This window comes from Pseudomonas sp. 31 R 17 (assembly GCF_900004915.1).
GTDB classification, from domain to species: Bacteria; Pseudomonadota; Gammaproteobacteria; order Pseudomonadales; family Pseudomonadaceae; genus Aquipseudomonas; species Aquipseudomonas orientalis_A.
Genome location: NZ_CVTN01000065.1, coordinates 68,186 through 88,504, shown reverse-complemented (window position 1 = coordinate 88,504; position 20,319 = coordinate 68,186). Strand labels below are relative to the sequence as shown.

Below are 20,319 nucleotides of genomic sequence, written 5' to 3'. Positions count from 1 at the left end.
ACTTGCAGCTTGCAGCTTGAAACTTGCAACTGCGCCTGCGGCGTTCATCCTATGCACCTGAAACGAAACACGGCCCTGCTGGTGGGCGCCCTTCTGGTCCTGGCAGTGACGGCCTGGACGCTGACTCGCCCCGCCAAGACCCGGCTGGCGGCCCCCAGCGCGATTCCAGTACGCGTGGTGAGCGTGGCGCAACAGGACGTGCCCCGCTTCGTCAGCGGCATCGGCTCGGTGTTGTCGTTGCACAGCGTGGTGATCCGTCCGCAGATCGACGGCATCCTCACTCGCTTGCTGGTCAAGGAAGGCCAGCGGGTGAAGGCCGGGGACTTGCTGGCAACCATCGATGACCGCTCGATCCGCGCCAGCCTCGACCAGGCCAGGGCGCAACGGGGGGAAAGCCAGGCGCAGCTGCAAGTGGCATTGGTCAACCTCAAGCGCTACAAGGCCCTGAGTATCGACGACGGTGTGTCGAAGCAGACCTACGATCAGCAACAAGCACTGGTCAATCAGCTCAAGGCCAGCGTCCAGGGTAACCAGGCAGCGATTGATGCGGCTCAAGTACAACTTTCCTACACGCAGATTCGCTCCCCCGTCAGTGGCCGCGTGGGCATTCGCACGGTAGATGAAGGAAACTTCCTGCGCATGAGCGATACCCAGGGGTTGTTCTCGGTCACCCAGATCGACCCGATTGCTGTCGAGTTTTCCCTGCCGCAGCAGATGCTGCCGAGCCTGCAAGGCCTGATCGCCGCGCCCGAGAAAGCCAGCGTGAATGCCTACCTGGGTGCCGACACCGACGGCCAGACCGGTGACTTGCTCGGCGAAGGCCACTTGAGCGTGATCGACAACCAGATCAGTTCCAGCACCGGCACCCTGCGCGCCAAGGCCGAGTTCGCGAACGGCGCGCAGAAGCTGTGGCCGGGACAACTGGTGACCATCAAGATCCAGACCGCGCTCGACAGGAACGCCCTGGTGGTGCCGCCGACCGTGGTGCAGCGTGGCCTGGATTCGCATTTCGTGTACCGGCTCAAGGGTGACCACGTTGAAGTGGTGCCAGTGCGGGTCAGCTACCGGAACAGCGAGGTGAATATCATCGAGGGCGTGCGGGCCGGGGATGTGCTGGTCAGCGACGGCCAGTCGCGGCTCAAGGCCGGCGCCGAGGTGGAAGTGCTCAAGGAGCCGCCGCAAATCATCCAGACCGCCGATGCCAGGGTGCAGCCATGAGCGGCAGTCGCTCGCCCTCGGCCTGGTGCGTTGATCACCCGGTCGCCACCCTGCTGCTGACATTTGCCCTGGTGCTGCTGGGCATCATTGCCTTCCCGCGCCTGGCCGTCGCGCCACTGCCGGAAGCGGAATTTCCGACGATCCAGGTCACGGCCCAGTTACCCGGCGCCAGCCCGGACACCATGGCCTCCTCGGTGGCGACGCCGCTTGAGGTGCAATTCAGCGCCATCCCCGGCATGACCCAGATGACCTCCAGCAGCGCCTTGGGCTCGAGCCTGTTGACCCTGCAATTCACCCTGGACAAAAGCATCGACACCGCCGCCCAGGAAGTGCAGGCCGCGATCAACACCGCCTCCGGCAAGCTGCCCGGCGATATGCCAAGCCTGCCGACCTGGAAGAAGGTCAACCCGGCCGACAGCCCGGTGCTGATCCTCAGCGTCAGCTCCGCCAGCATGCCCGGCACCGAACTGAGCGACTACGTGGAAACCCTGCTGGCGCGCCAGATCAGCCAGATCGACGGTGTCGGCCAGATCAACATCACCGGCCAGCAACGCCCGGCGATTCGCGTGCAGGCCTCCCCCGACAAACTCGCGGCGGTCGGCCTGACGCTCGCGGACATCCGCCTGGCCATCCAGCAGTCCAGCCTGAACCTGGCCAAGGGCGCGATCTACGGCGCCGACAGCGTGTCGACCCTGTCGACCAACGACCAACTGTTTCACCCCGACGAATACGGCCAGTTGATTGTGTCCTACAAAAATGGCGCGCCAGTGCAGTTGCGTGATATCGCCAGGGTCGTCAACGGTGCGGAAAACGCCTACGTGCAGGCCTGGTCCGGCGATACCCCGGGGGTCAACCTGGTGATCTCGCGCCAGCCCGGCGCGAATATCGTCGACACGGTCGACCGCATCCAGCAAGCACTGCCACGCCTGGAAGAGATGCTGCCGGCCTCGGTGCAGGTCAGCGTCTTGACCGACCGCACCAAGACCATCCGCGCCTCCCTGCATGAAGTGGAAATGACCCTGCTGATCGCCATCCTGCTGGTGGTGGCGGTGATGGCGCTGTTCCTGCGCCAACTGTCGGCGACGTTGATTGTATCGGCCGTGCTCGGTGTTTCGCTGGTGGCCACTTTCGCGCTGATGTATGTGATGGGCTTCAGCCTGAACAACCTGACGCTGGTCGCCATCGTGATTGCGGTGGGCTTTGTGGTGGACGATGCGATTGTGGTGGTGGAGAACATCCATCGGCACCTGGAGGCCGGGCTGGGCAAGCGCGAGGCCGCGATCAAAGGCTCGGGTGAAATCGGCTTTACCGTGGTGTCCATCAGCTTCTCGCTGGTGGCGGCATTCATTCCGCTGCTGTTCATGGGCGGTGTGGTCGGGCGGCTGTTCAAGGAGTTTGCGCTGACCGCCACCTCGACCATCCTGATTTCGGTGGTGGTCTCGCTGACCCTGGCGCCCACCCTCGCGGCACTGTTCATGGGTGCGCCGACCCATCCCGCCCATGCCAAACCCACGTTCAGCGAGCGCCTGCTGACCGGTTATGCGCGCAACCTGCGCCGCGCCCTGGCCCATCAACGCAGCATGGCGGCGATCTTCGTGGTGACCCTGGCCCTGGCCGTGGTCGGCTACGTGTTTATCCCCAAGGGATTTTTCCCGGTGCAGGACACCGGTTTTGTGCTCGGCACCAGTGAGGCGGCGGCCGATGTGTCGTACCCGGACATGGTCGCCAAGCACAAGGCCCTGGCCGAGATCGTCAAGGCCGACCCGGCGGTGCAGGCGTTCTCCCACTCGGTGGGGGTGACCGGCAGCAACCAGACTATCGCCAACGGCCGCTTCTGGATTGCCTTGAAAGACCGCGCCGACCGCGACGTGTCCGCCAGCCAGTTCATCGACCGCATCCGCCCGCAACTGGCAAAGGTGCCGGGCATCGTCCTGTACCTGCGCGCCGGCCAGGACATCAACTTGAGCTCCGGCCCCAGCCGCGCCCAGTACCAATACGTGCTCAAGAGCAACGACGGTCCGACACTGAACACCTGGACCCAGCGACTCACCGAAAAACTGCGCACCAACCCGGCGTTTCGTGACCTGTCCAACGACCTGCAACTGGGCGGCAGCATCACCCACATCACGATCGACCGCCAGGCCGCCGCGCGCTTCGGCCTGAACGCCACCGATGTCGACCAGGCGTTGTACGATGCCTTCGGCCAGCGCCAGATCAACGAGTACCAGACCGAAATCAACCAGTACCAGGTGGTGCTGGAGCTGGACCGCCAACAGCGCGGCAAGGCCGAGAGCCTCAACTATTTTTACCTGCGCTCGCCACTGACCAACGAGATGGTGCCCCTGTCGGCGCTGGCCAGGGTCGACCCGCCGACCGTGGGGCCGTTGTCCATCAGCCATGACGGCATGTTCCCCGCCGCCAACCTGTCGTTCAACCTGGCCCCCGGGGTGGCGCTGGGCGACGCGGTGATCATGCTCAACCAGGCCAAGAACGATATCGGCATGCCCGCTGCGATCATCGGTAATTTCCAGGGCGCGGCCCAGGCGTTCCAGAGTTCGCTGGCCAGCCAGCCGTGGTTGATCCTCGCGGCACTGGTGGCGGTCTACATTATTCTGGGCGTGCTGTACGAGAGTTTCGTGCACCCGCTGACGATCATTTCCACCCTGCCCTCGGCAGGCCTGGGCGCGTTGATCATGCTGTGGCTGTTGGGCCAGGACTTTTCGATCATGGCCTTGATCGGCCTGGTGCTGCTGATCGGTATCGTCAAGAAAAACGGCATCCTGATGATCGACTTCGCCCTGGAGGCCCAGCGCGTGCGTGGCCTGCCACCTGAGGATGCGATCTACGAAGCCTGTGTCACGCGGTTCCGGCCGATCATCATGACCACCCTCGCCGCCTTGCTGGGCGCGGTGCCGTTGATGCTCGGTTCCGGCCCCGGCGCGGAGCTGCGCCAACCGCTGGGCATCGCGGTGGTCGGTGGCTTGCTGGTGAGCCAGGCGCTGACGCTGTTCACCACGCCAGTCATATACTTGTACCTTGAACGTTTTTTCCACAGGCCCAAACCGGCGCTCGCGCTGGCGACCACACACTGAGGCCAAGGCCCCGCCCTGGAACAAAAGGCTGATGCGCGTCCTGATTATTGAAGATGAAGAAAAAACCGCGGACTACCTGCACCGCGGCCTGACGGAGCAAGGCTACACCGTCGACGTGGCGCGCGAAGGCGTCGAGGGTTTGCACCTGGCGCTGGAGAACGATTACGCAGTGATCGTGCTCGACGTGATGCTGCCGGCGCTCGACGGCTTCGGCGTGTTGCGTGCCTTGCGTGCGCGCAAACAGACCCCGGTGATCATGCTCACTGCCCGCGAACGCGTGGAAGATCGCATCCGTGGCCTGCGCGAAGGCGCCGACGACTACCTGGGCAAGCCGTTTTCCTTCCTGGAACTGGTGGCGCGCCTGCAAGCACTGACCCGACGCAGCGGCGGCCATGAGCCGGTGCAGGTGACGGTGGCCGACCTGTGGATCGACCTGATCAGCCGCAAGGCCAGCCGCAACGGCGTGCGCCTGGACTTGACCGCCAAGGAGTTCTCGCTGCTCAGCGTATTGGCGCGACGCCAGGGCGAAATCCTGTCCAAGACCGCGATTGCCGAGATGGTCTGGGACATCAATTTCGACAGCGATGCCAATGTCGTCGAAGTGGCAATCAAACGCCTGCGCGCCAAACTCGACGGGCCCTTCGAGCACAAGCTGCTGCACACCATCCGTGGCATGGGCTACGTGCTGGAGAACCGCAGTGCCGGCTAACTCCATCGCCCTGCGCCTGAGCGGCATGTTCAGCCTGGTGGCGCTGCTGATCTTCGTACTGATCGGCGGCGCGCTCTATCAGCAAGTGGACCGCGGCCTGGGTCTGTTGCCGGGGGCCGAGCTGGATGCGCGCTACAGCGTGCTGGAATCCTCGGTGAACCGTTTTGGTACGCCCGAGCATTGGGTCAAGATAAAGGCCAAGCTCAAGCTGCTGGGCGAAGAAGACAAGCGCATTCGCTTCTGGGTGGTCAGCAGCGACCCAGGTTACGAATACGGCGAGCCCGATGCGCAGATTCGTGCGTTTGCCCAGGGCCCGACGGGTAAACGCGACCTGCGCCTGCCCGGCCATGATTATCCGTTCAAGGTGCTGGTCAGCCAGTTTGCCGCCAAGGAGCAACGCCCACCGCTGCGCTTCATGATCGCCATCGACACCGAGAATTTCCGCGCCACCCAGCACCATCTGCTGGTGGCGCTGGTCAGCCTGGCGCTGGTCGGCGTGATCATGGCCTCGCTGCTGGGTTTCTGGGTGTCGCGCATCGGTCTCAAACCCCTGGAAAAACTTTCGGCCGAAGCGCGCAAACTTGCGCCGCCCAAGCTCTCCGGGCGCCTGCAACTGTCACCGCTGCCGCCGGAACTGAGCCAGTTCGTCAACTCGTTCAACGCCACCCTCGACCGCGTCGAACTCGCCTACTCGCGCCTGGAATCCTTCAACGCCGACGTGGCCCACGAACTGCGCTCGCCGCTGACCAACCTGATCGGCCAGACCCAGGTCGCACTGACCCGCGGGCGCTCGGCCGAGCATTATTTCGAGGTGCTGCAATCGAACCTGGAAGAACTGGAGCGGCTGCGCTCGATCATCAACGACATGCTGTTCCTCGCCAGTGCCGACCAGGGCAGCAAGGCCACCAAGCTGATCGAAAGCGCCCTGGCCGATGAAGTCGCCACCACCCTCGACTACCTGGACTTCATTCTTGAAGACGCCCAGGTAACCGTACGTGTGCACGGCGATGCTCGGGTGCAGATCGAAAAGGCCCACCTGCGACGCGCGCTGATCAACCTGCTGAGCAATGCCGTGCAACACACCGCGCCGGGGCAGGTCATCGACGTGCATATAGAGGTGCAGGGCCAACAGGTAATGATCGGCGTGACCAATCCCGGCGAGGCGATTGCCAGCGAGCATTTGCCGCGCCTGTTCGAACGGTTTTACCGAGTGGACGCGTCGCGCAGCAACAGCGGCGCGAATCACGGGCTGGGACTGGCCATCGTCAAGGCGATTGCGTTGATGCATGGCGGGGATGTGTTCGTACGCAGCGAGGGTGGCGGCAATACCTTCGGCATGACCCTGCCTGTCTAGAACACCTCAATCAAATGTGGGAGGGGGCTTGCCCCCGATTGCGGTATGCCTGCTACAGATGAGTCGGCTGATCCACCGCCATCGGGGGCAAGCCCCCTCCCACAGTCAGAATATCCATACCCGTACAAACTGTTGCAATTTGGGCAACAGTCATTATCTTGTTACACTCTGTATCACAGCGCTCACCTGCGTTACTTTGACGCATCGATGAGCGCGCCGGCAAAGGCAGCTGACCCTCACCCGAATTTCCCTCGACTTATTTCCAGGGCTCTACACTGGGAATCTGTCTTAAAGCCGCTGACTTCAGCGGCTTTTTTTTGCCGTGAAAAAAGGCCGGGCACACCCCCACGACACTGGCCGTTCATGCTTGACCAAAGGAGCTCCAGCGGTGAAGAACTCGCTGACGTTGACCCCGTTATTCCTCGCAATCGCAGCAACGATCACCCCCCTTGCCCATGCGTCAGACACGGCACCCGACGAAGGTTTCGTCGAAGGCTCGCACCTCACGATCAACACCCGCAATTACTACATGAACCGCGACCGCCGCGACCTTCACACCGATGACAGCAAGGAGTGGGGCCAGGGCTTTATCGGTACCTTCGAATCCGGCTACACCCAGGGCGCGGTCGGTTTCGGCCTGGACCTCAACGCCATGCTCGGCCTCAAGCTCGACGGCGGTGGCGGCACGGACGGCTCCACCATCCTTCCGTACGGCAGCGGTAACGGCAAGGCGCCCGGCGCGTTTTCCACCGCTGGCGGCACCTTGAAAATGCGGGCGTTCGATACCGAGTTGAAGGCCGGCGACCTGTTCCTCAACAACCCGGTGATTGCCGGCGGCATGACGCGCATGCTGCCCCAGACGTTTCGCGGTGTGAGCCTGAGCAACCACAGTCTCGATGGCTGGATGTTCGAAGGCGGCCAGGCCAGCTTTACCAAGCTCTACAACCAGAGCGGCCACCGGCGCATCGGCACCAGCTACGGCGCGTTGCCGGCCAACGCCGACAGCCGGCACCTGAACTGGGCCGGTGTCTCGTTCAGCGCAATCCCGGCGCTGACCAGCAACCTGTACGCCGCCGAACTCAAGGACGTATGGCACCAGTACTACTACGACCTTGAATACACCTACGCACTGAACGACCTGGTCAGCCTGACCCCCGGCCTGCACTACTACCACACCCAGGACACCGGCCAGGCGCTGCTCGGCAATATCGACAACAACACCTACAGCCTGCATGTCACCGTGGGCGTGGGCAACCACAGCGTCACCGCCGCGTACCAGCGGGTCAACGGCAACACGCCGTTCGACTACATCACCCAGGGCGACAGCGTGTACCTGGACAACTCCCAGCAATACTCGGACTTCAACGGCCCCAACGAGCGTTCGTGGAAGCTCAAGTACGCCTACGATTTTGCCGGTGTCGGCCTGCCGGGCCTGACGTCCGCCGTGTCCTATATCAGCGGCAAGACCGACCTGACCCGCGTCGACCCCAACAGCCGCGGCTACGGCAACTGGTACAGCGCCGATGGCAAGAACGCCAGGCACTGGGAGCGGGACATCGACCTGAAGTACGTGGTGCAAGATGGCAAGGCCAAGGACCTGGCGGTGCGCCTGCAATGGGCGACCCACCGGGGTGGCAATGGCTATTCGGCGGTGGACCGGGATGTGGATGAGTACCGGGTGATTGTGGACTATCCGATCAACGTGTTCTGAGCACGATCGTTCTGACGATGAAGATCCAATGTGGGAGGGGGCTTGCCCCCGATAGCGGTGGGCCAGTCAACATATCATTTGCTGACACTCTGCTATCGGGGGCAAGCCCCCTCCCACATTTGGATCTGCGCCATATTCCGGAGTTGCTACTACGCTAAAGGGCATCTCAACGCAGAAGTACGTCCGATGAGCCCAAGCCCTGCCCGCCCTACCCGCCGCCCGGAGCGCTTGCTGATCCTGGGCAGCACCCTCACGGTATTGCTGATCGTAGGCATCGTCACCGCCTTGTTGATTCGTGAACACGCCAATACCTTGCAGACCGCCAAGCGCACCGCCAACACCATCACTCAATTGATCGACGCCGATGTGCTGCGCAACGTCGAGCTGTATGACATGGCGCTGGAAGGCCTGATCGCCGCGGCCGCGCGCACCGACCTGCAGGACCTGCCCGCCAGCATCCGGCACCTGGTGCTGTTCGACCGTTCCAACGCAGCGCCCTACAAGGGCGACATCCTGCTGCTGGGTCCAGGCGGCGAGGTGATCGCCGACTCTTCCCAGCTCACACCCAAGACCGGCAACTTCGCCGACCGCGACTATTTCCAGATTCACCGTGGCAATTCCGACATCGGGCTGTATATCAGTCGCCCGTTCATGGCCCGCTGTGAATGCGAAGACCCCTGGCGCATCGCATTCAGCCGCCGCCTTTCATCGGCGGACGGGCGCTTTCAAGGGGTGGCCGTCGCCTCCATGCGTCTTTCGTACTTCCACCAACTGTTCAGCAGCCTGAATATCGGCGCCGGCAGCACCATCACTCTGCTCAACCATCAAGGCATCCTGTTGGCGCAGGAGCCTTTGCTGGAAGCGGACATGATCAACAAGGACCTGAGTGCGCGGCCCAATGTGGCACGCATGCTGCGCGAGCGAGACGGCAATTTTCGCAGCGTATCCAGTGTCGACCATCGGGGGCGGCTCTACAGTTTCTCGAGTGTCGGCAATTTGCCGCTGATCGTCGCAGTGGCCCTGGCCAGCGACGAAGTATTCGCGCCCTGGCGACGCGCCGCTTGGTTGGTCGGCCTGGCAACAGGGGTGTTGTGCATTGGCCTGTTATGGCTGACCTGGGCGCTGAGCAAGGAGCTGCGCCGGCGCCACCGGGTCGAGCAGGTGCTGTCAGAACTGGCAGGTACCGATGCCCTTACCGGCCTGGCCAACCGCCGCACCCTGGACCAGCGCCTGCGCCTGGAATGGGACCGCGCACAACGCTCGACCGAGCCGCTGACGGTGCTGATGATCGATGTCGACCACTTCAAGGCTTTCAACGACCGCCATGGTCATCAGGGTGGAGATGATGCGCTGCGCGCCGTGGCGCAGGTGATAGACAGCAATATCCGCCGCCCGGCCGACCTGGCGGCGCGTTATGGCGGTGAAGAATTCGCGGTGGTGCTGCCCCATACCGATGCCAAGGGCGCGTGGGTGATTGCCGAGCGTATCCGCCAGAGCGTCCAGTACTTGCCACGGATGGCTGGGGATGATCAGCCGATCACGGTGAGCATCGGCATGAGCACGTGGCACAAACACAGCCGTAACACGCTTGAGGATCTGCTGTTCAAGGCCGACCAGGCGTTGTACGAGGCCAAGCACAGCGGACGCAATCGGACGTTGGACGCGGCAACCCTGCCTGTGTAGGAACGATCTATCAGCGCATAAAAAAAGGCCACCCGAAGGCAGCCTTTAAAAACTAAAGAAAGAGAGTTGTTACTTACACCGCCGCAACGGGACGCATGTAAGAGATCGGTGCGGTGCTGGCATCTTCGAAGGTCACGACTTCCCAAGCGTCTGTCTGCTCAATCAACTTGCGCAGCAGCTGGTTGTTAAGGGCGTGGCCCGACTTGAAGCCTTTGAACTCGCCTATCAGGCTATTGCCCAGCAGGTAGAGGTCACCGATTGCATCGAGGATCTTGTGCTTGACGAATTCGTCTTCGTAGCGAAGACCGTCTTCGTTCAGTACACCATCCGCGTCGACCACAATGGCGTTTTCAACGCTGCCGCCGAGTGCGAGGTTGTGCTTGCGCAGGTACTCGATGTCACTCATGAAACCAAAGGTACGGGCGCGGCTGACTTCTTTTACGAACGAAGTGCTGGAAAAATCCACGCTTGCACTCTGGGTGCGGTCACGGAATACCGGGTGATCGAAATCGATCTCAAAGCTCACTTTAAAGCCTTCGAACGGGACGAAGGTGGCGCGCTTGTCGCCGTCTTCTACTGTCACTTCCCGCAGAATGCGAATGAACTTCTTGGCTGCGTCCTGTTCTTCCAGGCCGGCAGATTGAATCAGGAATACGAAGGGTCCAGCGCTGCCATCCATGATCGGGACTTCGGACGCGGAGAGCTCGACGTAGGCGTTATCGATGCCCAGGCCAGCCATGGCCGAGAGCAAATGCTCCACCGTATCCACTTTGACGTCACCGTTGACCAGTGTGGTCGACATCGTGGTTTCGCCAACGTTTTCCGCGCGAGCAGGAATCTGCACCACAGGGTCCAGGTCGGCACGCACAAACACGATGCCGGTGTCGACAGGTGCAGGCTTGAGGGTCAGGTATACCTTCTCCCCGGAGTGCAGACCTACACCTGTGGCACGAATAATATTCTTCAGGGTGCGTTGTTTAATCATGGCTTGGACCGCTTCAGCGCAAATTGCGAACTGGTATCAACAAAGGCTGGCGATAATAGCAGACCAGACCTTTGCTGAACACCAATCACCTTCATAGCCCTGATACATTCCATTAATCGGCCTGACGACGCAGGAATGCCGGGATATCCAGGTAGTCCAGATCGTCTTGCGGATTCGGGCTACGGGACGCCGCAGCACCGGCCTGAGCCTGGTTGCGCATCACGGTCGGACGGTCCAGGTCACGGTAGTTCACCGACGGCAGTTCCTGGCGCGAAGGCGCTGGAGCGGCAGCCGACTGGCTGGCGTGGCTGGCCTGGCTGTTGTGCAGGGTGTTGTCGATGACCTTCACAGGCTTCTCGATTTTCGCACCCAGGCCGGTCGCAACCACGGTCACGTGCAGCTCGTCGCGCATGTCCGGATCGATAACGGTACCGACCTTGACCATGGCGTGCTCGGAAGCGAAGGCTTCGATGATGCTACCCACGTCGGAGTACTCACCCAGGGACAGGTCAGGGCCGGCGGTGATATTCACCAGGATGCCGCGTGCACCTTGCAGGTTCACGTCTTCGAGCAGCGGGTTGCGGATGGCCGCTTCGGTGGCTTCGCGTGCACGGTTCGGACCGCTGGCGCAGCCGGTGCCCATCATCGCCATGCCCATTTCACTCATGACGGTACGTACGTCGGCAAAGTCGACGTTGATCATGCCCGGGCGCTTGATGATGTCGGAGATACCGCGAACGGCACCGGCCAGTACATCGTCAGCCTTGGCGAACGCGGACAGCAGGCTTGCGTCCTTGCCCAGGATGGTCAGCAGTTTCTCGTTGGGAATGGTGATCAACGAGTCGACGCTTTCAGACAGCAGACGGATACCTTCGTCGGCGATCTGCATGCGCTTGCGGCCTTCGAACGGGAACGGACGGGTCACGACAGCAACCGTCAGGATCCCCATTTCCTTGGCCACTTCGGCAATGATCGGCGCTGCACCGGTACCGGTACCGCCGCCCATGCCGGTGGTGATGAACACCATGTTAGTGCCTTGCAGCACTTCGGCAATACGCTCGCGGTCTTCCAGAGCGGCTTGACGGCCGACTTCCGGGTTGGCGCCAGCGCCGAGGCCCTTGGTCACGGCTGTGCCCAATTGCAGGATGGTCCGCGCGCCGATACTTTTCAGCGCCTGGGCATCAGTGTTGGCGCAGATGAATTCAACGCCTTCAATGTTGCTCTTGACCATATGGTTGACAGCGTTGCCGCCGCCACCGCCGACACCGATTACTTTGATAACCGGGCTAGCGGGGATGTTGTCTACGAGTTCAAACATGTTCCCTCTCCTTTCGTTTTCTCTAGTTTTTTCGCCTACTGCTTGTTACGGGTGTTGCGGTGTCACGGTAAGTCTTTAGAAATTGCCTTTGACCCACGCCTGCAGCCGCTCGAACAACGGCGCTTTGGCTTCGTCATCGCTGCGGTAGCTGTCACGGATACTCGGGCCCGACAGGGAAATGCCGTCGGTCTGCTTTTGCAGTCCGTACAACAGCAAGCCCACACCAGTGGAATAAATCGGGTTGCGCACCACGTCGCCCAGGCCCTTGACGCCATGGGGCACGCCGAGGCGCACCGGCATGTGGAAGATTTCCTCGGCCAGTTCGACCGCGCCTTCCATCTTCGAGGTGCCACCGGTCAGCACGATGCCGGCCGGGATCAAATCTTCGTAGCCGCTGCGACGCAGCTCTGCCTGGATCAGGGTGAACAGCTCGTCGTAACGCGGCTCGACCACTTCGGCCAGGGCCTGGCGCGACAGTTCGCGCGGCGGACGGTCGCCGACGCTCGGTACCTTGATGGTTTCACCGGCACCGGCCAGCTTGGCCAGGGCGCAGGCGTAGCGGATCTTGATTTCTTCGGCGTACTGGGTCGGTGTACGCAACGCCATGGCGATGTCGTTGGTGACCTGGTCGCCGGCGATCGGGATCACGGCGGTGTGACGGATCGCACCCTCGGTGAAGATCGCGATGTCGGTGGTGCCGCCGCCGATGTCCACCAGGCACACGCCCAGTTCTTTTTCGTCGTCGGTCAGTACCGAATACGCGGACGCCAATTGCTCAAGAATGATGTCGTCAATTTCCAGGCCACAGCGGCGCACGCATTTTTCAATGTTCTGTGCAGCGTTGACGGCGCAGGTCACCACGTGGACCTTGGCTTCCAGGCGCACGCCCGACATGCCCAGCGGCTCGCGCACGCCTTCCTGGTTATCGATCACGTAGTCCTGCGGCAAGGTGTGCAGCACACGCTGGTCAGCCGGGATCGCCACGGCCTGGGCGGCGTCGAGGACGCGCTCGAGGTCGGCCGCGCTGACCTCACGGTCGCGGATCGCCACGATGCCGTGGGAGTTCAGGCTGCGGATATGGTTGCCGGCCACGCCGACGAACGCCGAGTGAATCCGGCAACCGGCCATCAGCTGCGCTTCTTCGATGGCGCGCTGGATCGATTGCACGGTGGACTCGATGTTCACCACCACGCCCTTCTTCAGGCCCCGGGACGGATGCGTGCCAATACCGACGATTTCGATCGTGCCGTCTTCACCGACCTCGCCGACCAGCGCCACCACCTTGGAGGTGCCGATATCGAGACCGACGATCATTTTGCCGCTTTGCACGTTTGCCATGGGTCCTGCCTCTTCTTAATTCTTCGCGACAGCGGGTTGTGCTGCCGTGGGCGCCGCCGGTACACGCCAACCGACGGCCAGGCCGTTGGCGTAACGCAGGTCGACGCTCGCAATGTTCGTGATCTGTTCTTTCAAGGTTTTTTCATAGATGGCAATAAAGCGGCGCATCTTTTCCACCAAGCGGTCGCGTCCCAGCAACAACTCGATGCCCGGGCCGGAACTGCCTGCCCCGGTCGTCAGAAACCAGCTGCCCCGCTCACGCAATTCCAGGCGTGCAATGGAGAAGCCCAGTGGCCGCAGCATCTGGCTCAAGGCCTGGTACTGCTGCATCACTTGCTGTTGCGCCCGCTGCGGCCCGAACAGCTGCGGCAGGTGCTCATAGTTCGCCACTTCACGCGGCGCAAACGCCTGCCCCTGGTTGTTCAACAGTGCACCATCGCCCCAGCGGGCCACGGGCAGTTGTTCTTCCAGGCGGATCGTGACCTGGTCCGGCCATACGCGACGGACTTCGGCGTGGGCGATCCACGGCATCTGTTCCAGCTCGGCGCGCATGCCGGCCAGGTCGATGGTGAAGAAGCTCGCCGCCAGGAACGGGCTGATGCGCTGCTGCACCGCTTGCTGGCTGATGTAGCTCAAGTCGCCCTGCACGCTGATTTTGGTGATCGGCCGATCGGCATACGGCAACAGACGCTGCGCGCCCTCGTAGGTGCCAAAACCCAGCACCACCAGCAACACCGGCCAGAACAGCGCCTTGATGAAACCAAAGTTGGCTTTGGGCAGGCGCGCCGACATCGGCTCTTTGGCCACCATGCGGCTGGCACCCCGTGGCACCGGCTTGCGGCTCGGTGCTTGTGGGGGCTGATGACGAAGCGATGCGCCTTTCATGTCTTAGCCTCTTGGCTCGATGCTGGCGGCCAGGATCGCCAGCACCAACTGCTGGAAATCCAGGCCGGCGGCACGGGCGGCCATGGGGACCAGGCTGTGGTCGGTCATGCCCGGTGCGGTGTTGACTTCCAGGAACCAGAAATTGCCCTGGTCATCCTGCATCACGTCTGCCCGCGCCCAGCCGGCGATACCCAGCGCCTCACAGGCTTTCGCCGTGAGGTCCATCAAGTGTTGTTCCTTGGTTGCGTCAAGACCGCAGGGAATCCGGTACTGGGTATCGGAAGCCACGTACTTGGCGTCGTAATCGTAAAAAGTGTGGGGCGTGCCCAAGGCGATGGGCGGCAATACCTGGCCACGCAGGGTGGCGATGGTGTACTCGGGACCCTGGATCCACTGTTCCACCATCACTTGCGAATCGTAGGTGCTTGCCGCTTTCCATGCGTCGATCAATTCGGCGGCCGAGTTCACTTTGGCCATGCCGATACTGGAGCCTTCATGGGCTGGTTTGACGATCAAAGGCAGGCCCAGTTCCTTGGCTGCAGAAATACAATCGTCTTCGCTGCACAGCACGGCATGACGCGGGGTTGGAATCCCCAGGCTGTGCCACACCTGCTTGGTGCGCAACTTGTCCATCGCCAGCGCCGACGCCAGGATGCCGCTGCCGGTGTAGGGAATGCCGGCGCACTCGAGCAGGCCCTGCATGCTGCCGTCTTCACCGCCACGGCCATGCAGAATGATGAAGGCGCGGTCGATTTTTTCGGCCTGCAGGCGGGCGAGGAAGTCATCGCCCACGTCGATGCCGAACGCGTTCACGCCGGCGCTTTGCAGGGCTTGCAGCACGGCATTGCCGGACTTGAGCGACACTTCGCGCTCGGCGCTCTTGCCGCCGAACAGCACCGCGACGCGACCGAAGTCGGCCGGCGCGACCGTGGAGAACAGGGAGGCGTAATCAGTGATCATTTCGATGCTCCCTTCTCGGCGGTGAACAAAGGACTCGCGAGCAGTTTGGGGGCAAGACCACCGATATCACCGGCACCCTGGCACAGCAGGATGTCGCCGGCGCGCAGCAGCGGCTTGACGATCGGCGCCAGGTCCACACCACGCTCGATGTAGATCGGGTCCAACTGCCCGCGCTGACGGATGCTGTTGCACAGCTTGCGGCTGTCGGCGCCCGGGATCGGTTCTTCACCGGCCGGGTAGACCTCCATCAGCAGCAGCACGTTGGCATCGGCCAATACATTGACGAAGTCGTCGTACAGGTCGCGGGTGCGGCTGTAGCGGTGCGGCTGGTAGACCATCACCAGGCGGCGCTCCGGCCAGCCACCGCGCACGGCCTTGATCACGGCGGCGACTTCGGTCGGGTGGTGACCGTAGTCGTCCACCAGCATCACGTCGCCGCCTTCGACCGGCAGTTGGCCGTAGACCTGGAAGCGTCGGCCGACACCGGCAAAGCGCGACAGGCCCTCGACAATGGCTTCATCGCTGACGCCCTCATCGGTGGCAATGCAAATGGTCGCCAGGGAGTTCAGTACGTTGTGGTTGCCCGGCATATTCACCGAGACATCCAGCGGCTCGCGGTCGGGGCGCAGCACGGTGAAGAAGGTCTGCATGCCTTGCTGACGTACATTGATCGCACGCACGTCGGCGTCTTCGCTGAAGCCGTAGGTCACGGTCGGGCGCTTGACCTGCGGCAGGATTTCGCGCACCACCGGATCGTCCAGGCACACCACCGCCAAGCCGTAGAACGGCAGGTTGTGCAGGAAATCGACGAAGGTTTTCTTCAACTTGTTGAAGTCACCGTCGTAGGTCGCCATGTGGTCTTCGTCGATGTTGGTGACGACGGCGACCAGCGGTTGCAGGTGCAGGAAGCTCGCGTCACTTTCATCGGCTTCTGCGATCAGGTAGCGGCTGGTGCCGAGCTGGGCATTGGTGCCGGCTGCATTCAGGCGGCCACCGATGACGAAGGTCGGGTCCAGGCCGCCGGCGGCGAACACCGAGGCGATCAGGCTGGTGGTGGTGGTCTTGCCGTGAGTACCGGCGACGGCGATGCCGTGGCGGTAGCGCATCAGCTCGGCGAGCATTTCGGCGCGCGGCACCACGGGTATACGACGTTCGAGGGCGGTGGCCACTTCCGGGTTGGAGGTATTCACAGCGCTGGATACCACCAGCACATCGGCCTCGGCGGCATTCTCGGCACGGTGGCCGATAAAGATCTGCGCGCCAAAGGACTTCAGGCGCTCGGTGACCGGCGACTCTTTCAAATCGGAGCCGGACACCTGATAGCCCAGGTTCAGCAATACTTCGGCAATGCCGCACATGCCCACGCCGCCGATACCGACGAAGTGGATGCGACGGATGCGGCGCATTTCCGGTTGCGGCATGGCTTTCTGATTCTCAACCATGGGCCACCTCCAGGCAGATATCGACCACGGTGCGGGTTGCGTCAGGTTTGGCCAGGCGGCTTGCGGTGCTCGCCATGCTGTTGAGTCGTTCCGGTTGCATCAAAACCTCGGTCAGGCGTGCGGCCAAATCGGCGGCGCCAGTCGTTCTTTGCGGCAGCAGGAAGGCAGCGCCCTCCCCGGCCAAATATTCGGCGTTGCGGGTCTGGTGATCGTCGATTGCATGGGGCAGAGGCACCAGCAATGACGGCAGACCGGCGGCAGCCAGTTCACTGACGGTCAGCGCACCAGCGCGACAGACCACCAGGTCGGCCCAGCCATAGGCTTGGGCCATGTCTTTGATGAAGGGCTGTACGTTCGCCTCGACACCGGCTTCGCGATAGCGCGTGGCGGTGACTTCATCGTGGTTTTTGCCGGCCTGATGGAAGATTTCCGGACGCAGTGCTTCGGGCAGTTGCGCAACGGCTTCAGGCAGCAATTTGTTCAGTGGCTCGGCGCCCAGGCTTCCGCCCAGGATCAGCAGGTGTGCCTTGCGTCCGGCCAGCGCTTCACGTGCGATGGTCATGAACAGTTCGGTACGCACCGGGTTGCCGGTGGTGCGAAGCTTGTCCGAAGCCGCGAACGTTTTCGGGAAGGCTTCACACACCCGCGCGGCCAACGGCACCAGCAGACGGTTGGCGGTACCGGCGACGGCGTTCTGTTCATGGACAATCACCGGTACGCCGGCGAGTTTCGCCGCCACACCACCGGGGCCGGTCACATAACCGCCAAAGCCGAGCACGCACACCGGCTTCAGTTCGCGGATGATCTTGCGTGCCTGCAGGACCGCCTTGAGCAACACGAACGGCGCCTTGAGCAGGGACAATTTGCCCTTGCCACGCAGGCCGGTGACGTTGATCAGGTGCAGCGTCAAACCGGCGTTCGGCACCAGTTCGTTCTCGATGCCGCGCGGCGTGCCCAACCAGTGCACGCTGTAGCCACGGCTCTGGAATTCACGCGCGCAGGCCAGGGCCGGGAACACATGGCCCCCGGTGCCGCCGGCCATGATCAGCACGTTAGCGCCCATGGGTCGGCTCCTCGGCGAAGTCGCTTTCGCTGAACTCCATCTCTTCGCTGCCCAGGTGCGTACGACTTTCCCACTCGATGCGCAGCAACAAGCCCAGGCAAGCGCAGCAAATCACCAGCGAACTGCCGCCGTAACTGAGGAACGGCAGGGTCAGGCCCTTGGTCGGCAGCAAGCCGACGTTCACGCCGATATTGATCAGGAACTGGCCGATCCACAGGAACGACAAGCCGTACGCCACATAGGCGGCGAAATACTGTTTGGCTTTCTCGGCCCACAAGCCGATGTACATGCCGCGCACGCAGACAAATACGAACAGCGCGACGGTGCACAGCGAACCGACCACGCCCAGTTCCTCGGCGAGCACCGAGAACACGAAGTCGGTGTGCGCTTCCGGCAGGTAGAACTGCTTCTGCACGCTGTTGCCCAGGCCCACGCCCAGCCACTCGCCGCGCCCGAACGCGATCAACGCCTGGGTCAGCTGGTAGCCGGAGCCGAACTGGTCGGACCACGGGTCGGTAAAGGTAATCAGGCGCGCCATCCGGTAGGGTTGCGCCTGCACCAGGATCGTGACCGCCGCGACGGCCAGCACCACCATCAAGGTGAAACGGAACAGACCGACACCGCCGAGGAACAGCATCGCGGCGGCAGCCCCCATCATCACCACGGTGGCACCGAAGTCGGGCTCCATCAGCAGCAGGCCGGCCATGGGCAGCAGCACGATGAACGGCTTGAAGAAGCCCATCCAGCTTTCGCGCACTTCTTTCTGACGGCGTACCAGGTAGCCGGCCAGGTAAATCACCACGAACACCTTGGCGATTTCCGACGGCTGTACGTTGAACGCACCGAAGCCGATCCAGCGCATCGAACCGTTCACCTCGCGGCCGATGCCGGGCAGGATCACCATGACCAGCAAACCGAACGCGCCGATCAGCATCAGCCAACCCAGGCGCTGCCAGGTGGCGATCGGAATCATCATGGTGACGATGCACGCACCGAGGCCGATCACCAGGTACACCAGGTGGCGGATCATCATGTACAGGGTGTTGCCCGACTGCACGGCGGCCACTTCGGAAGATGCCGAGGTGATCATCACCAGGCCCAGGCCGAGCAGCGCCAGGCAACCGGCGAGCATTGGGAAATCCAGGTCGATGCCGCGCCCGGTAATGATCGGCGACGGGTACGGCTTGATAATGTTCTTAAGGTTGAGGCTCATGCCAAAGCCTCCACGGCGCGGGCGAACAGCTGGCCGCGCTCTTCATAGTTCTTGAACATGTCGAAACTGGCGCAGGCCGGCGACAGCAGCACCGCATCACCCGGCTGGGCCAGGGCCTTGCACCGGGCAATCGCGTCATCCAGGGAAGTGGCACGCACCTGCGGCACAGCGTCACCCAGGGCGGCGGCGATCAGGTCCGAATCGCGGCCCATCAACACCACGGCGCGGCAATGCGCAGCCACCGGGCCTTTAAGGTCCTTGAAGTCGGCACCCTTGCCGTCGCCACCGGCGATCAGCACCACCTTGCCGTCGATATCGGCACCCAGGCCTTCGATGGCTGCCAGGGCAGCACCGACATTGGTGGCTTTGGAATCGTTGTAATAGCTGACGCCATCGAGGTCGCGCACCCACTGGCAGCGATGCTCAAGGCCGGCGAACGTGCGCAGGGCGGCGAGCATGGCGTCGAACGGCAGGCCAACCGCGTGGCCGAGCGCCAGGGCTGCCAGGGCATTGGATTGGTTATGGGCGCCACGGATTTTCAGTTCGCGCGCCGGCATCAGGTTCTGGAATTCGAAGGCCAGGTACTTCTCGCCGTTCTCTTCGCGAATGCCGAATGCCTTGAAGTCGGGCTTGCCCAGGCCGAAGGTCCAGCACGGCATGCCCTCGCCGATCAGTGGACGGCTCAGGGCATCCTGGCGGTTGACCACAAACTGCCTGGCACCGCGGAAGATCCGATGCTTGGCCAGGTGATAAGCCGGCAGGCCGCTGTAGCGGTCCATGTGGTCTTCGCTGACGTTCAACACGGTGGCCACTTCGGCGCCCAGCTCGTGAGTGGTTTCCAGCTGGAAACTCGACAGCTCCATCACGTACAGCTCGACGTCGTCGCTGAGCAGGTCCAGCGCAGGCATCCCCAGGTTGCCGCCCACCGCCACGCGCTTGCCGGCCGCAGCCGCCATTTCGCCGACCAGGGTGGTCACGGTGCTTTTTGCGTTGGAACCGCTGATGGCCACGATCGGCGCCTTGGCGTTGCGCGCAAACAGGTCGATATCGCCGGACAGCTTCACGCCCCGCGCCGCAGCGGCTTGCAGGGCCGGTGTAGCCAGCGCCAGGCCGGGGCTCACGTAGAGCTCATCGGCGCGGCACAGAAACTCGACATCCAGTTCGCCACAGCGCACTTCCACGTGCGGGTAGTCACGGCGCAGCGTGACCAGCTCCGGTGGATTTTCCCGCGTATCGGCCACGGCGAACGACGTGCCCCGGTTCGCCAGGAAGCGAACCAGGGACATGCCGCTCTTGCCGAGGCCGACAACGATGCGGAAGTGGTCTGAAGCGATCAGGGACACTCGTT

The 20,319-nt window shown here is 62.7% G+C and carries 15 protein-coding genes; 6 read left to right on the top strand and 9 right to left on the bottom strand.

Going from position 1 to position 20,319, the window contains the following annotated elements:
- Window positions 1-51: 51 nt before the first annotated feature.
- The 6 genes from BFP89_RS12720 (at window position 52) to BFP89_RS12695 (ending at window position 9,767) form a co-directional block, all read left to right on the top strand.
- Window positions 52-1,218: an efflux RND transporter periplasmic adaptor subunit gene (locus BFP89_RS12720; protein ID WP_065885835.1), complete on the top strand. Its 1,167-nt coding sequence runs from the start codon at window positions 52-54 to the stop codon at window positions 1,216-1,218.
- On the top strand, window positions 1,215-4,310 hold the full coding sequence (locus BFP89_RS12715) for a multidrug efflux RND transporter permease subunit (RefSeq protein WP_065885834.1): 3,096 nt from the start codon (window positions 1,215-1,217) through the stop codon (window positions 4,308-4,310). Before BFP89_RS12720 ends, BFP89_RS12715 begins: the two co-directional genes overlap by 4 nt.
- A 31-nt stretch (window positions 4,311-4,341) precedes the next feature.
- The gene (locus BFP89_RS12710; RefSeq protein ID WP_065885833.1) at window positions 4,342-5,019 is read left to right on the top strand and encodes a heavy metal response regulator transcription factor; all 678 of its coding nucleotides are present in this window, start codon (window positions 4,342-4,344) and stop codon (window positions 5,017-5,019) included.
- Window positions 5,009-6,373 carry a heavy metal sensor histidine kinase gene (locus BFP89_RS12705; RefSeq protein WP_065885832.1) on the top strand — a complete coding sequence of 455 codons (1,365 nt, stop codon included), beginning with the start codon at window positions 5,009-5,011 and terminating at the stop codon, window positions 6,371-6,373. Before BFP89_RS12710 ends, BFP89_RS12705 begins: the two co-directional genes overlap by 11 nt.
- 388 nt (window positions 6,374-6,761) lie before the next feature.
- Window positions 6,762-8,084 (top strand): OprD family porin, encoded by a 1,323-nt coding sequence (locus BFP89_RS12700; protein WP_065885831.1) that lies wholly within the window; start codon window positions 6,762-6,764, stop codon window positions 8,082-8,084.
- A gap of 186 nt (window positions 8,085-8,270) precedes the next feature.
- Entirely contained in the window at window positions 8,271-9,767 is a 1,497-nt protein-coding gene (locus BFP89_RS12695; protein WP_065885830.1) for a sensor domain-containing diguanylate cyclase, read from the top strand.
- 73 nt (window positions 9,768-9,840) lie between these two features.
- Here BFP89_RS12695 and lpxC read toward each other — a convergent pair whose 3' ends face one another.
- The 9 genes from lpxC to murD all read right to left on the bottom strand — a co-directional run bounded on the left by lpxC (window position 9,841) and on the right by murD (window position 20,314).
- Window positions 9,841-10,752: a UDP-3-O-acyl-N-acetylglucosamine deacetylase gene (lpxC, locus tag BFP89_RS12690; RefSeq protein WP_003171886.1), complete on the bottom strand. Its 912-nt coding sequence runs from the start codon at window positions 10,750-10,752 to the stop codon at window positions 9,841-9,843.
- A 112-nt stretch (window positions 10,753-10,864) separates the two neighbouring features.
- Window positions 10,865-12,070 carry a cell division protein FtsZ gene (ftsZ, locus tag BFP89_RS12685; protein ID WP_012722300.1) on the bottom strand — a complete coding sequence of 402 codons (1,206 nt, stop codon included), beginning with the start codon at window positions 12,068-12,070 and terminating at the stop codon, window positions 10,865-10,867.
- A 75-nt stretch (window positions 12,071-12,145) separates the two neighbouring features.
- Window positions 12,146-13,408, bottom strand: a complete 1,263-nt coding sequence (ftsA, locus tag BFP89_RS12680) for a cell division protein FtsA (RefSeq protein WP_057724626.1) — start codon at window positions 13,406-13,408, stop codon at window positions 12,146-12,148.
- Between the two features lie 15 nt (window positions 13,409-13,423).
- Window positions 13,424-14,293 (bottom strand): cell division protein FtsQ/DivIB, encoded by an 870-nt coding sequence (locus BFP89_RS12675; protein ID WP_065885829.1) that lies wholly within the window; start codon window positions 14,291-14,293, stop codon window positions 13,424-13,426.
- A gap of 3 nt (window positions 14,294-14,296) precedes the next feature.
- Entirely contained in the window at window positions 14,297-15,253 is a 957-nt protein-coding gene (locus tag BFP89_RS12670) for a D-alanine--D-alanine ligase (RefSeq protein ID WP_065885828.1), read from the bottom strand.
- Window positions 15,250-16,695, bottom strand: a complete 1,446-nt coding sequence (gene murC, locus BFP89_RS12665) for a UDP-N-acetylmuramate--L-alanine ligase (protein WP_065885827.1) — start codon at window positions 16,693-16,695, stop codon at window positions 15,250-15,252. Before murC ends, BFP89_RS12670 begins: the two co-directional genes overlap by 4 nt.
- Complete coding sequence (murG, locus tag BFP89_RS12660) at window positions 16,688-17,758, bottom strand: undecaprenyldiphospho-muramoylpentapeptide beta-N-acetylglucosaminyltransferase (protein WP_065885826.1); 1,071 nt, start codon at window positions 17,756-17,758, stop codon at window positions 16,688-16,690. Before murG ends, murC begins: the two co-directional genes overlap by 8 nt.
- Window positions 17,748-18,971, bottom strand: coding sequence for a putative lipid II flippase FtsW (gene ftsW / locus BFP89_RS12655; protein ID WP_065885825.1), 1,224 nt, complete (start codon window positions 18,969-18,971; stop codon window positions 17,748-17,750). The genes murG and ftsW overlap by 11 nt, the downstream gene beginning before the upstream one ends.
- Window positions 18,968-20,314, bottom strand: coding sequence for a UDP-N-acetylmuramoyl-L-alanine--D-glutamate ligase (murD, locus tag BFP89_RS12650; protein WP_065885824.1), 1,347 nt, complete (start codon window positions 20,312-20,314; stop codon window positions 18,968-18,970). Before murD ends, ftsW begins: the two co-directional genes overlap by 4 nt.
- Window positions 20,315-20,319 lie beyond the last annotated feature (5 nt).

Coding starts and splice junctions, on each gene's coding strand:
- BFP89_RS12720 (WP_065885835.1), top strand. CDS start 52: ATGCACCTGAAACGAAACACGGCCCTGCTGGTGGGCGCCCTTCTGGTC.
- BFP89_RS12715 (WP_065885834.1), top strand. CDS start 1,215: ATGAGCGGCAGTCGCTCGCCCTCGGCCTGGTGCGTTGATCACCCGGTC.
- BFP89_RS12710 (WP_065885833.1), top strand. CDS start 4,342: ATGCGCGTCCTGATTATTGAAGATGAAGAAAAAACCGCGGACTACCTG.
- BFP89_RS12695 (WP_065885830.1), top strand. CDS start 8,271: ATGAGCCCAAGCCCTGCCCGCCCTACCCGCCGCCCGGAGCGCTTGCTG.
- lpxC (WP_003171886.1), bottom strand. CDS start 10,752: ATGATTAAACAACGCACCCTGAAGAATATTATTCGTGCCACAGGTGTA.
- ftsZ (WP_012722300.1), bottom strand. CDS start 12,070: ATGTTTGAACTCGTAGACAACATCCCCGCTAGCCCGGTTATCAAAGTA.
- ftsA (WP_057724626.1), bottom strand. CDS start 13,408: ATGGCAAACGTGCAAAGCGGCAAAATGATCGTCGGTCTCGATATCGGC.
- BFP89_RS12675 (WP_065885829.1), bottom strand. CDS start 14,293: ATGAAAGGCGCATCGCTTCGTCATCAGCCCCCACAAGCACCGAGCCGC.
- BFP89_RS12670 (WP_065885828.1), bottom strand. CDS start 15,253: ATGATCACTGATTACGCCTCCCTGTTCTCCACGGTCGCGCCGGCCGAC.
- murC (WP_065885827.1), bottom strand. CDS start 16,695: ATGGTTGAGAATCAGAAAGCCATGCCGCAACCGGAAATGCGCCGCATC.
- murG (WP_065885826.1), bottom strand. CDS start 17,758: ATGGGCGCTAACGTGCTGATCATGGCCGGCGGCACCGGGGGCCATGTG.
- ftsW (WP_065885825.1), bottom strand. CDS start 18,971: ATGAGCCTCAACCTTAAGAACATTATCAAGCCGTACCCGTCGCCGATC.